Origin of the sequence: Mesorhizobium sp. M4B.F.Ca.ET.203.01.1.1 (assembly GCF_004791025.1) — a bacterium.
GTDB lineage: Bacteria > Pseudomonadota > Alphaproteobacteria > Rhizobiales > Rhizobiaceae > Mesorhizobium > Mesorhizobium abyssinicae.
Genome location: NZ_SRUO01000009.1, coordinates 129,290 through 141,350, shown reverse-complemented (window position 1 = coordinate 141,350; position 12,061 = coordinate 129,290). Strand labels below are relative to the sequence as shown.

The following is a 12,061-nucleotide window of genomic DNA, read 5'->3' as shown; positions in this document are numbered from 1 at the left end:
GCAAGTCTGAACACCAGGGAGCTGCAAATTTCATGCGCGGCGAAAGCGGCATTGCTTTTTCCATGCCCGGCGGCGACGTCTCGGGAACGGCCAGGTCACGTCCTGTGGATCTCGCCCATCTTTCGCGCCAGACGATGGGCGATCGCGCTCTCGAGCAGGAGGTGCTGGCGCTGTTCGTGCAGCAGGCGCTCGGCGTGCGCGACAAGATCCTCGAAGCCGAGGTTAAGGAGCGCTTGCTGCTGGCGCATGGGCTCAAAGGCTCGGCGCGCGGGGTGGGAGCGTTTGCAATCGCCGATTGTGCCGCCGCCATCGAAGGCCAGCCCGAAGACGCCAAGACCCTGAACCGGCTCGGCGTCCTGATCGAGGAAGTGCGCGAGTTCATCGCCGCCATCGGCCGCTAGTTCCAAAAAAACGTCACGGCGCGGCGCTTTCGCGCCGCAGTTGACTTGTCCGCCGGAGTGATTATCTCGGCTGGAACTCCCCTTCAGGTGACAAATGACCAAGCTGACCTTCATTGCCAATGACGGCACACAGTTCGACATGGATGCCGAAAACGGCTCGACCGTCATGGAGAACGCCATCCGCAACGCAGTGCCCGGAATAGAGGCCGAATGCGGCGGTGCCTGCGCCTGCGCGACCTGCCATGTCTATGTCGACGAGGCCTGGACGGCCGAGGTCGGCGAGCCGGAGGCGATGGAGGAGGACATGCTGGACTTCGCCTACGACGTCCAGCCGAATTCGCGCCTGTCCTGCCAGATCAAGGTGCGCGACGCCCTCGACGGGCTGGTCGTGCGCGTACCCGCCCGCCAGGGCTGAGTTCACGCTTCGGCTATTTTTGTCGCCGCCGCTTGGCAGCGGGCCATTGCTCATGCAGTCTCGCGCCGTTTGGCAGCGAGGCGCATTGCATGGGCGACACGATCAGGACGGACGTACTCATCGTCGGGGCAGGGCCGGTCGGCCTGTTCGCCGTGTTCGAGCTTGGCCTCTTCGACATGAAGTGCCATCTGATCGACATCCTCGACCGGCCCGGCGGCCAGTGCGCCGAACTCTATCCGGAAAAGCCGATCTACGACATTCCCGGCTGGCCGTTGATCACCGCCCAGGGCCTGGTCGACAAGCTGCTCGAGCAGATCCATCCGTTCAAGCCGGAATTCACCTACAACCGCATGGTCTCCAGCCTGGAGAAGCTGGAGGACGGCAGCTTCCGCGTCACCACCGACGAGAACGAGGTGTTCGAGGCCAAGGTGGTGGTGATCGCCGCCGGCGGCGGCTCGTTCCAGCCCAAGCGGCCGCCCATTCCGGGCATCGAAGCCTATGAAGGCAACAGCGTCTTCTATTCGGTGCGCCGTATGGAGGATTTCCGCGGCCACGACCTCGTCATCGTCGGCGGCGGCGATTCGGCGCTCGACTGGACGCTGAACCTGCAGCCGGTGGCAAAGAGCGTGACGCTGGTCCATCGCCGTCCGGAGTTCCGCGCGGCACCCGACAGCGTCAACAAGATGTATGCCATGCAGGAGATGAAGCAGCTGGATTTCCAGGTCGGCCAGGTGAGCGGCCTGAGCGGCGCCGACGGCCGGCTTTCATCCGCGACCATCAAGGGGCCGGACGGCGACATCGAGGTGCCATGCACCCGCATGCTCCCCTTCTTCGGCCTGACCATGAAGCTCGGTCCGATCGCCGAATGGGGGCTCAACCTGCATGAGAACGTGATCCCGGTCGACACCGAGAAATTCCAGACCTCGGTTCCCGGCATCTTCGCCGTTGGCGACATCAACTGGTATCCCGGCAAGCTGAAGCTGATCCTGTCGGGTTTCCACGAGGTTGCGTTGATGGCGCAGGCCGCCAAGCGCATCGTCAGCCCCGGCGAGCGCATCGTCTTCCAGTACACCACCTCGTCGACCAGCCTGCAGAAGAAGCTCGGCGTCCACGATTGAGCGTGTGCTACTCGGCCAGCACCGGAGCCGCGGTCTCGGGATGGCCGCGTAGCGCCTTCTCCGGCATCAGTCCGAGCGCGGCAAGCGCCATCAGCAGGATCGCCGCCGCGACGAGGAAGATCATCGTGAACGCTTCGGCCGAAGCGGCGACGCCAGCTGAATGCGCGCCTTCGCCGGCCAATGGCAGGCCATAGCCGAGCGCGACCGCGCCCAGGATCGCCACGCCCAGTGCGCTGCCCAAAGAGCGAAGGAAGGTGAGCACACCGGTGGCGACGCCGAGATGCGCCTGATCGACGGCATTCTGGACCGAGACGGTGGCCACCGGAAACGTCGTTCCGCTGCCGAGGCCGACACAGGTCGTCAGGATTTCAACGACGAGCAGGGAGGCATGCCCGGCGACGAAGCTGAGCGCGCCGAGGCAGACTATGGCGAAGCTCACGCCGATCATGGCGATCCGCTTGTAATGGACGAAGCGGGGTATCGTGCGCCCGCTGAACGTGGCGCCGGCGACGGTGCCGAGCATCAGCCCGAGCAGCGCAACGCCCGATTCGCTGGCCGAAAGCCCGACGATCGACTGCAGGTAGACCGGCAGATAGACCGCCAGGCCGATATTGGCGGCCTGCAGCAGGAACAAGGACAGGGTGCCGGCCAGCACGATCGGGTTGCTGAGCACCTCGAGCGAGATCAGCGGCTCGTCGGCGCGCATGAGCCGCAGCGCAAAAGCGCCCCAGATAACCGCCGAACTGGCGAGCAGCCCGAGGATTTCGCGCGACAGCCAGGGATAGGCGCTGCCGCCCCAGTTAAGCGCCAGCAGCAGCAGGGCAGTGGCCGCGATCAGCAGCGCCGCGCCGACAGCGTCGATGCGATGATGCTTTGCCGCGATCGGCAGCTTCTTCAGCGGCTTGTTGATGATCGCCATGGCCAGCAGGCCGAGCGGCAGGTTGATCCAGAAGATCAGCGACCAGTGCAGATGCTCGGCGAACGTACCGCCGAGCAGCGGGCCGGTAATGCTGGCAACGGCCCATGTGCCTGCGATCCAGGCCGCATAGCGCGCCCGCTCGCGCGGCGGCACGAGGTCACCGATCACCGTCTGGGCCAGTGCGAACAAGCCGCCGCCGCCGGCGCCCTGGATAGCGCGTCCGACGATAAGCACCAGCATGTTGGGCGCGATTGCGCTGACCAGCGATCCGGCGAGAAAGATCAGGATAGCCGCGTAGAGGGTTGGCCGGCGGCCATAGACATCGGAGATCTTGCCATAGAGCGGCGCCATCGCCGTTGCGGTGAGCAGATAGGCGGTGACAATCCAAGGCAGATATTCGGCATGGCCGAGCAGACGCGCCATCGTCGGCATGGCCGGGGAGACGATGGTCTGGTCGAGCGCCGCCAGCAGCATCGACAACAGCACGCCGCCGATGATGGCGTTCTTCTCGCTCTCCGTCAGCGGCGACGTCGCTGCAATTGTCGCCGGCTTGTCGACAGCCTGATCCATGGTCTCGTTCTCTCGTGGGCTTGCGCGCGCCTCTGAGGGAGGCGGCCGGCTCGGCCGGTGCGACGACGCAGCCGCGTCGATTGGTTGTCGTGCCTTTCAGGTTCCGCCTTTGCGAACCTGACATATGTCGTTCCATATAGGCCGATTTCGACGGGGGCTCGAAAGTTTTTGCCGCCTGGCACTACGCTTCGGCGAATTTGGCTTGCGCCATGGGCGCCCTGGTGCCGGCGAAATCAGGCGGGCGGCAGCTGGCCGGTCTCGATGCGCTCGAGCCGGTAGCGCAGCAGCCGCAGGATGCGGCTTTCGAAGTTGACGCTCTCGACGCGGTCGAACCGCACCTGGTCCTGGTCGTGCCTGGCGAGCTCGGCCGCGGTGATCTGCGCGGCTCTCGCCTTGACTTCGGCGCAGGTCTTTTGCGGATAGCTCGCCTTCAGCGCGTCCTCCAGCTGCCTGGCGTGGTTCTTGGCGATCTCGACATGGCGTTCCTCGTGCCGCTTGATGTCGGCCGACAGCGTGTTCCAGAACAGCTTCACGTCGGCATCGGCCTTGCGCGAACTGCGCCATTCCGGAAGAATCACCTTGACCTTTACAGTCACAATGGCGTCGGCGACCCGGCAGGAACCCGGGCTTTCCGCATAGCTGACGCGGGTGGTGAACGCCATCTGCGTCGCGCCCGGGTGCCGCGAGCCGGTGCTCTTCACCTGCGGGCCGTGCTTGGAAAGCTGGGTCTCGATGTCGTCCAGCGTGCGGCCGCCAATTGCGAAGTAGCTGTAGGTCTTGACCAGATTGGCCGCGCCGGCGGGCAGGGCGGTCAGCGCGAGAACCAGGGCGCAGGTAAGCGAACGTTTCATCATGTTGCCTCTTCGGCCACCTTGCTTTACGGCCGCTCTCGGCGCAACGGATTTGATTTCCAGCGGATCATAAGATGGTTGACGGACAATGACGACGAGGCGATGGCAGCTGGCGCATGGACGCCATCTCGACCTTGGCGGCAAGGCCGTCGTGGTCGGCATCCTCAACGTCACACCGGACAGTTTTTCCGATGGCGGGCTGTTCGCCGCGCGCGACACCGCGCTCGCCCAGGCGCGCCGCATGGTTGAGGAGGGCGCAGCCGTCATCGATGTCGGTGGCGAATCGACCAGGCCAGGCGCCTCCGCCGTGACCGGCGAGGAAGAGCAGGCGCGTGTCCTGCCGGTCATCGAGGCGCTCGCCGGTTCCGGCGAGGCGCTGATCTCGGTCGACACCTATCGCGAGGACACCGCGCGCCTGGCCGTCGCCGCCGGCGCGCATATCGTCAACGATGTCTGGGGCCTGCAGCGCGAGCCGGGCATTGCCCGCGTCGCCGCCGAAACCGGCGCCGGCCTCGTCATCATGCACACCGGTCGTGGCAGGCAGAAGCTGCCTGACGTCATCGACGACCAGCTTTTCTTTCTCCGCAAGTCGCTGGAGATCGCGCGGGCCAGCGGCGTCGCCGATGATCAGATCGTGCTCGACCCCGGCTTCGGCTTCGCCAAGGAAACGGCCGAGGAGAACCTCGACCTGATGGCGCGGTTTACCGAGCTTCAGGCGCTCGGCCACCCATTGATGGCCGGAACTTCGCGAAAGCGCTTCATCGGCGCCGTGACCGGGCGGGATGCCGCCGAGCGCGGCGCCGGAACGGCAGCCACCAGCGTCATTTTGAGATTGAAAGGCGCGCATCTATTTCGCGTCCACGATGTCGCAATCAACGTGGATGCGCTGGCGCTGGCCGATGCTATGCTGGCGCGTGAAACCGACCCGTCCGGACGCTGAGCCATGTATGTCATCCGCATGAAGAACTGCGCCTTCTTTGCCCGGCACGGCGTGCTGGACGAGGAGGAGACGCTCGGCCAGCGTTTTTATGTCGACGCGGCGCTGACCGTCGAGCCGGGCCGGGCGCTCGTCGAGGATTCGATCGAGGACACCGTCAACTATGGCGTCGCCTTCACGGTGATCGAGAAGATCGTCACCGGGCACCGGCGTTTCCTGATCGAGGCGCTTGCGCTGGAAGTGGCCAAGGCGCTGACGGCGCGGTTTCCGCAGATCAAGAGGGCCGAGATCACCGTGCGCAAGCCCAACGCGCCGGTGCCCGGCGTGCTCGACCATGTCGAGGTGACCGTTGTCTGGCCCGAATAACACGGTCTACCTCAGCCTTGGCGGCAATCTCGGCGATCCCGCCAAGTCGATGGCGGCCGCGCTGCGCCTTCTGGATGGAGACGACAAGACCAGTGTCGTCGCGGTCTCCTCGCTCTACCGCACGCCGCCCTGGGGCAAGCTCGACCAGCCCGATTTCCTCAATGCCGCAGCTACGATCGCGACCGGGCTTGCGCCGCGCGAACTGCTCGATCTTTGCCTCGATGCGGAGCGTCGGCTGAAGCGGGTGCGCGAGGAGCGCTGGGGGCCGCGGCTGATCGATATCGACATTTTGGTGTTCGGCGACCGCATCATCCACGAGACCGGTCTGGAAGTGCCGCATCCGCGCATGCTGGAGCGTGCTTTCGTGCTCGCGCCCCTGGCCGAGATCGCGCCGGAGCTTGCCATCGGCGGCAAGAGCGTGTCGGAACGCCTCGGCGCGGTCGATGCGTCCGGTATCGAGCGCCTGCCGTCGGGTCGGGATTGGTGGCTGGCTTAGGAACTGCCGACCGACGCCTGCAATCCGGCTGAAATCAGCCGGAAAATCCGCCGCCGTCGAGGAAGGCCTGTTCCTCCGGCGTCGTCTCGCGGCCGAGCATCCGGTTGCGGTGCGGGAAGCGGCCGAAGCGCTGGATGATGTCGCGGTGCTCGACCGCATATTTCAGGTAGGCCTGGGCGCTGGTGGAGGTGAGCTCCACCGACCGCGCCTGGTCGACAAGCAGCTCCGAATGCTCGAACGGCAGATAGAGGAAGAAGCGAATATCTTCTTCCAGCGCCAGGTCATGGCCGGCGGCGATGGCCTTGCCGGCGAAATGGCGCGCCAGCGGGTCGGTTGCATACATATGGCCGGTGCCGCGAAAGCAGTTGCGCGGAAACTGATCGAGCAGGACCATCAGCGCCAGCGAACCTTCGGCGTGTTCGCACCAGTCGTCGCATTCGCGCCGCGCGGCGGCGTGGTGCAGGTCGAGGAAACGGGATCGGAAATCCGCGTCGAAGGCATCGTTCTTCTCGAACCAGGCGTCCTCGCCGGCCTCACGCCAGAATGCGGTGACGGTGAGCGCGCGTTTGTCCAGTTCAGCCATCTATTCCTCCGCAGGCTCGGATTTGCTCAGCACGCCGGCGGTCTCCTCGTTGAGCGCCTGGCCGGTGCGGCGCGGCGGCGTCAGCGGCGTCGGGATCGGCGTGCCGATATTGCCCTTCAGGAAGCGCTGGCCGGCGCGCACGCCTTCGGCCAGTTGCATCTCGAAGCGGGCGGTGTCGCGACGGCGGACATCCTCGATCACCTCGGCGACGTCTTCCGGGTCGACGCCCAGCGCTTCGAGCGCCGAGCCGCCGAAGACCAATGCCGATTCGAAGGTCTCGCGCAGCTGGTAGTCGACGCCGGCGCGGATGAGCTGCAAGGCAGTGCCGCGGTCGAAGGCGCGCGCCAGGATCGTCACCAGCGGGAATTCGGCCTTGATCAACTGCGCGATGCGCACCGCGGCTTCCGGCTTGTCGACGCAGATCAGGACTGCGCGCGCCCGCCCGGCGCCGGCTGCGTGCAGGATATCCAGCCGCGTGCCGTCGCCGTAATAGACCTTGAAGCCGAAATCGGCCGCCGCCTGGATCATCTCGACCTCGTTGTCGATGATCGACACATCGATGCCGCGCAGCAGCAGCGGCTGGGAGGCGATCTGGCCGAAGCGGCCGAAGCCGATAATGAGCACGCTGCCGGAAAGGCCTTCGGCGACGTCGACGCCGTCGAGCGATTGCTCGTCGCGCGGCGTCACATAGCGCAGCGCGATGATGGCGAGCGGCGTCAGCACCATGGAGATGATGACGATCGCCGTCAGCGTCGCGTTGGCCTGGCCGTCGATGATGCCGACCGCCGCCGCCGCCGAATAGAGCACGAAAGCGAATTCGCCGCCTTGCGCCATGAACACGGCGCGTTCCAGCGCCTCGCGATGACCGGTCTTCAGCATGCGGGCGACGACGTAGATGCCGAGCGCCTTCATCACCATGTAGGCGACGACATAGATGGCGACCAGCCGCCAGTTCGCGGCCACGACGTGCAGGTCGAGCGACATGCCGACGGCGAGGAAGAACAGGCCGAGCAGGATGCCGCGGAAGGGTTCGATGTCGGCCTCGAGCTGATGGCGGAAGGTCGATTCGGAAAGCAGCACGCCGGCGAGGAAAGCGCCCATCGCCATCGACAGGCCCGAAAGCTGCATGGCGAGCGCCGATCCCAGAACCACCAGCAGCGCCGCTGCCGTCATCACCTCGCGGGCGCGGGCCTCGGCCAGGATGCGGAAGAACGGATTGAGCAGATAGCGCCCGGCCACCACCAGGCCAACGATCGCGGCAAGGCCGATGCCGACCTCGGTCAGTCGCTGCGACAGGCGGGTCTCGGCGCCGCCCGGCGCCAGGAAGGCGATCAGCGCCAGCAACGGCACGATCGCCAGGTCCTCCAGCAGCAGGATCGAGACGATTCGCTGGCCCTTGGGCGTGGCGATCTCGCCGCGCTCCTCCAGCAATTGCATGACGATCGCCGTCGAGGTCAGGACGAAGCCGGCGCCGGCGACGAAGGACTGCGCGATCGGAAAGCCGCCGGCGAGCCCGACGCTGGTGAGCAGCGCCGCGCAGACGCCGACCTGCAGCGCGCCGAGGCCGAAGATCTCGCGGCGCAGGCCCCAAAGTCGCGACGGCTGCATCTCCAGCCCTATGATGAACAGGAACATGACGACGCCGAGTTCGGCGACGTGGAGGATGGCTTCCGATTCGGAGAAGATTCCGAGGCCAAACGGGCCGATGACGACGCCGGCGGCGAGATAGCCGAGGATGGAACCGAGCCCCATGCGCTTGAAGATCGGGACCGCGACCACGCCGGCCGCGAGCAGCGCCACCACCTGGATAAGATCGCTGCCCGATGCTTCTGCCGCCATGCCTCTTGTCCCTGTGTTCAGCAGCACTCCTTGCATGCAGTTGGAGCCAGAGGCAAGGGTGGGAAACCTACCAGGACGGGCAGGTGCCGTTGACGCGATTCCTCTGGTGGAACAATGGTCTCCGCTTGCCTGTCGGACGATCGGCATCTATATCTGGTAAATGCTTGACCATTCGTCCCGCCCGTCTTCGCCGACGCATATTCCGATGGATGCGCTCAGCGAAGTTCTGCAGGACTTTCGCTTGAGTGGCGTCAACTACGGCCGTTGCGAGCTCCGGCATCCGTGGAGCATAGACTTTCCGAAACAACAGCTGCTGCGGTTTCATTTTGTCGGCCAGGGTCCATGCTGGATTCACACCGAAGCGCAGGGCTGGCAGGAGTTGCGCAATGGCGATCTGGTCCTGCTGCCGCAAGGCATCGCCCACCGGCTGGCGAGCGCGCCGGACGTTGAAGGCGGCTCGCTCGAAGGTTGCCAGGTAATCAAGCTGGGCGGCAATGTCTGCGAAGTGGTTCGGCAGGGAACGGGCGCGACGAGCACTCTTTTCTGCGGCTCCATGGCCTTGGGCTCCTGTGCGCTCAACCCATTGATTACGTTGATGCCGCCTGTCATCAAGGGTTGCGACGTGGCTGGGAATGACCCTGTCGTCGGTCCTCTGCTGGCGGCCATGACGGTGGAGGCCGCGCAACCGCAGATGGGCAGCGCCACGATCCTGTCGCGTATGGCGGACTTGCTAACGGCCCGGCTCATCCGCTGCTGGGTCAATTGCAACGGCGCGTCGACCACCGGTTGGCTCGCAGCCATCCGCGACCCGCATATCGGCCGCGCTCTGGCAGCCATGCACCGCGACCCCGGCCATAACTGGACGCTGGGAAGCTTGGCGAGCGTGGCAGGCCAATCGCGCTCGATTTTCGCCGAGCGCTTCAGCGCTGTCCTGGGGGAAGGCGCCGCACACTATCTCGCCCGCATGCGTATGCAGCTTGCCCGCGAATTGCTGGGCCAGAACGGCTTGTCGGTTGCCGAAGTCGCTACCCGTTTGGGCTACGATTCCGAGGCATCCTTCGCTCGCGCGTTCAAACGCATCACCAATGTTTCGCCGGGCGTTGTGCGTCGCACAAATCCCGGACGAATAGATATGAATTTCGGATTCTAAGGTACATATCATCCGGGCGGACTTGCCTATCTAAGATCTCCAATTTTTGGAGATTCTTCCGTGACTGACACAACATTACAGCTTGAAGACGCAGCGATCGGCCTTGATGCCGATGCGCCAACCGCGTGGGGCGCAGCCACCTGGTTCGCGGTCATTTCACTGGCGGCCACCAGCTTTGCCCTGGTGTCCGCCGAATTCCTGCCGGCCGGTCTATTGACGCCGATGGCGCGCGATCTCGGCATCAGCGAGGGAACGGCCGGACAGGTCGTCACCGCCACCGCTTCGGTCGGCGCCGTGACGGCCATGCTGAGCAATGTTCTCATCGGCCGATTGAACCGCAAGACGGTGCTGATTGGCCTCATGGCCCTGGCGGTCGCTTCCAATATTCTTGCGGCGCTGGCGCCCAATTTCTGGCTGCTGTTGCTTGGCAGAGCCGGGCTCGGCATCGCGCTCAGCGCGTTCTGGGCGCTTTCGGTTGCCGTCGTGGCAAGGCTGGTTGGCGCCAACGCGACAGGTCGAGGCATGGCCATCGTCACTCTTGGCGTCTCGCTCGCCACCATTGCCGCACCCTCGATGGGAGCGCTGATCAGCGACTGGCTGGGATGGCGCAGCGCCATGGCGATGACAGCGGGGCTGGCGCTGGTTGCCATGCTGCTGCAGTTTCTCAGCCTGCCGACCTTGCCTGCAAGTGCAAGCAATAGCCTTGCCGACGTATTTCGGCTGACACGGCGGCGTGGCATTCAACTCGGCATGCTTGCCATTGTCTTGCTCATGACCGGGCATTTCGCCGGCTCAGTCTATGTGCGCCCCTTCCTCGAACACGTGACGCTGCTTGCGACCGGGCCGATAGCGCTCGCGCTGCTTGGATTTGGCATCGCCGCAGTGGTCGGAAACATTGCCGGCGGCCGCTTGGCCGATGCCAATATCCGCACGGCGCTCGTGATCACCGCTGCGTTGATGGCGTTTGCGGCGCTAGCATTGGTGCTTTGGGGTGTGCACATCGGCGCTGCCTTCGGCTTCGTTACGCTTTGGGGCTTGGCGTTCGGCATGGGGCCGGTGGTGCTGCCGACTAATCTGTCGCGTGCGGCACCTGACGCGCTGGAAGCGGCGGGCAGCCTGATGGTCGTCTCTTTCCAGGTCGCCATCACCATTGGCGCGGTTGTCGGTGGCTATGTCGTGGACAATTACGGCGCTACGGCGCCCCTGACGCTTACTGCCATCCTTGCCGCATCGACGGCTCTGCTGGCGCTGCTACAGCCTCGCAGCTGAACCCTGCGTCGACCATCGCGGCGGCCAGGCTCCGGGCCGCCGCGATGTTGCAGCCGCGTTACACAAGTTTACGTGATGCACGCGTTGCGTGTTGCCACAATCGACGGCTAAGGGACGCTCGGCTTCGGCCATTGGGAAGGAGCGACCACCGCTGCCTTTTTTGAGGAGATGACTGACATGAAGAAGTTTTTGCTCGTCGCCGTGGGTGTTGCGGCGCTTGCCGGTTCGGCCTGTTCGAAGGCGCCTGAGTGCACCGCCGAAATGGCGACCAAGAAGGCGCAGGACATGACTGCCGCGCTGCAGGAAGCGATCACCAAGGATCCGTCCAAGGCAGCCGACCTGTCGGCCAAGGTCCAGGCTGTCACGGACAAGTACAAGGACGCCTCGACTTTGGCCGAGGCCTGCAAGGCCTATGACGAAGTGACGGCCGCCATCAAGGGCTGAGCGTCCGAAAATGAACAAGGCGGTGGCTTGAGGCCGCCGCCTTTTTTTGTTGCAGGTTGTGGATCTCAGTTCGGCGCGATCGAGCCGACTTCGACGGTGTCTACCCGCTTCAGGCTCATGCCGATCACTGGCACCAGCTGTTTGTTGACGCGCACGGCGACCGTCACCGTCATCGAATTGTCGTCGGGGATGCGCGCCTGCATGACGCCGTTCAATTGATTGCGGTTGATGGTGAAGACGACCTTCTGGGCGTCGACGACATTGCCGCCGATGATATCGAGCCCGTTGCCGGACGATCCACCCATGAAGTTGCCCTTGTAGTCGCGACCCTTGCGTTCGACGGTGGCGGACATCTTCTGCGTGAACACGCCGACGCGGCAATCGCCGTCGAGCGTCATGCCGGTCTTGCCGTCGGGCGTCGTGCCATTGAAATTGCAGGTGAATTTCGTGCCCTTGTACTTGCCGGCAACGATTTCGCCCGGGCCGACCCACTTGCCCTCGACCGACCGGAAGAACTGCTTGTCGGGTTCGGCTCCAAGCGCTTTTCCGGCAAGGGCCAAAGGTGCCACAACCGCGACCGCAAGAGGCAGGACGCTGTACAGATTTACTCTTTTCATAGACGACACCCGGCAGCAAGAACGCTGTTTGCTAGACGTGTCAGACCATGAACAAGATTGGTTAATGCTTCGTCACTTGGCGGCGC

Annotated in this window: 14 protein-coding genes; 9 read left to right on the top strand and 5 right to left on the bottom strand. The window is 64.7% G+C overall.

What is annotated here, in order from left to right; all coding sequences use genetic code 11:
- The first annotated feature begins 32 nt into the window (after window positions 1-32).
- From EN846_RS20330 to EN846_RS20320, 3 genes are all read left to right on the top strand, one after another.
- A complete protein-coding gene (locus EN846_RS20330) occupies window positions 33-401 on the top strand; it encodes an Hpt domain-containing protein (protein WP_135913951.1) in 369 nt (122 codons plus the stop codon).
- Window positions 402-495: 94 nt separating this feature from the next.
- Window positions 496-816: a 2Fe-2S iron-sulfur cluster-binding protein gene (locus EN846_RS20325; RefSeq protein WP_127287062.1), complete on the top strand. Its 321-nt coding sequence runs from the start codon at window positions 496-498 to the stop codon at window positions 814-816.
- Between the two features lie 89 nt (window positions 817-905).
- On the top strand, window positions 906-1,934 hold the full coding sequence (locus tag EN846_RS20320; protein WP_127392996.1) for an NAD(P)/FAD-dependent oxidoreductase: 1,029 nt from the start codon (window positions 906-908) through the stop codon (window positions 1,932-1,934).
- Window positions 1,935-1,941: 7 nt separating this feature from the next.
- Here EN846_RS20320 and EN846_RS20315 read toward each other — a convergent pair whose 3' ends face one another.
- Entirely contained in the window at window positions 1,942-3,423 is a 1,482-nt protein-coding gene (locus EN846_RS20315) for an MDR family MFS transporter (protein WP_127392997.1), read from the bottom strand.
- A 233-nt stretch (window positions 3,424-3,656) separates the two neighbouring features.
- Window positions 3,657-4,277 carry a DUF922 domain-containing protein gene (locus EN846_RS20310; protein WP_127392998.1) on the bottom strand — a complete coding sequence of 207 codons (621 nt, stop codon included), beginning with the start codon at window positions 4,275-4,277 and terminating at the stop codon, window positions 3,657-3,659.
- 85 nt (window positions 4,278-4,362) lie between these two features.
- Between EN846_RS20310 and folP the strand changes: the two genes are divergently transcribed.
- From folP to folK, 3 genes are read left to right on the top strand one after another with little or no spacing between them, the layout of a single operon-like run.
- The gene (folP, locus tag EN846_RS20305) at window positions 4,363-5,214 is read left to right on the top strand and encodes a dihydropteroate synthase (RefSeq protein WP_127392999.1); all 852 of its coding nucleotides are present in this window, start codon (window positions 4,363-4,365) and stop codon (window positions 5,212-5,214) included.
- A gap of 3 nt (window positions 5,215-5,217) precedes the next feature.
- A complete protein-coding gene (folB, locus tag EN846_RS20300; RefSeq protein ID WP_127286302.1) occupies window positions 5,218-5,577 on the top strand; it encodes a dihydroneopterin aldolase in 360 nt (119 codons plus the stop codon).
- Window positions 5,561-6,073 carry a 2-amino-4-hydroxy-6-hydroxymethyldihydropteridine diphosphokinase gene (folK, locus tag EN846_RS20295; RefSeq protein ID WP_127393000.1) on the top strand — a complete coding sequence of 171 codons (513 nt, stop codon included), beginning with the start codon at window positions 5,561-5,563 and terminating at the stop codon, window positions 6,071-6,073. Before folB ends, folK begins: the two co-directional genes overlap by 17 nt.
- A 34-nt stretch (window positions 6,074-6,107) precedes the next feature.
- Here folK and EN846_RS20290 read toward each other — a convergent pair whose 3' ends face one another.
- Both EN846_RS20290 and EN846_RS20285 read right to left on the bottom strand, forming a co-directional pair.
- Window positions 6,108-6,656, bottom strand: a complete 549-nt coding sequence (locus tag EN846_RS20290) for a DUF924 family protein (RefSeq protein WP_127393001.1) — start codon at window positions 6,654-6,656, stop codon at window positions 6,108-6,110.
- A complete protein-coding gene (locus EN846_RS20285) occupies window positions 6,657-8,495 on the bottom strand; it encodes a monovalent cation:proton antiporter-2 (CPA2) family protein (RefSeq protein ID WP_128346723.1) in 1,839 nt (612 codons plus the stop codon).
- A gap of 160 nt (window positions 8,496-8,655) precedes the next feature.
- Between EN846_RS20285 and EN846_RS20280 the strand changes: the two genes are divergently transcribed.
- From EN846_RS20280 to EN846_RS20270, 3 genes are all read left to right on the top strand, one after another.
- A complete protein-coding gene (locus EN846_RS20280) occupies window positions 8,656-9,645 on the top strand; it encodes an AraC family transcriptional regulator (RefSeq protein ID WP_127286307.1) in 990 nt (329 codons plus the stop codon).
- Between the two features lie 60 nt (window positions 9,646-9,705).
- The gene (locus tag EN846_RS20275) at window positions 9,706-10,914 is read left to right on the top strand and encodes an MFS transporter (RefSeq protein ID WP_127309906.1); all 1,209 of its coding nucleotides are present in this window, start codon (window positions 9,706-9,708) and stop codon (window positions 10,912-10,914) included.
- Window positions 10,915-11,091: 177 nt separating this feature from the next.
- Window positions 11,092-11,358, top strand: a complete 267-nt coding sequence (locus EN846_RS20270; RefSeq protein WP_126054776.1) for a hypothetical protein — start codon at window positions 11,092-11,094, stop codon at window positions 11,356-11,358.
- Between the two features lie 65 nt (window positions 11,359-11,423).
- On the opposite strand, the gene EN846_RS20265 is transcribed toward EN846_RS20270, so the two are convergent.
- Entirely contained in the window at window positions 11,424-11,975 is a 552-nt protein-coding gene (locus tag EN846_RS20265; RefSeq protein WP_127309905.1) for a hypothetical protein, read from the bottom strand.
- Between the last annotated feature and the right edge of the window lie 86 nt (window positions 11,976-12,061).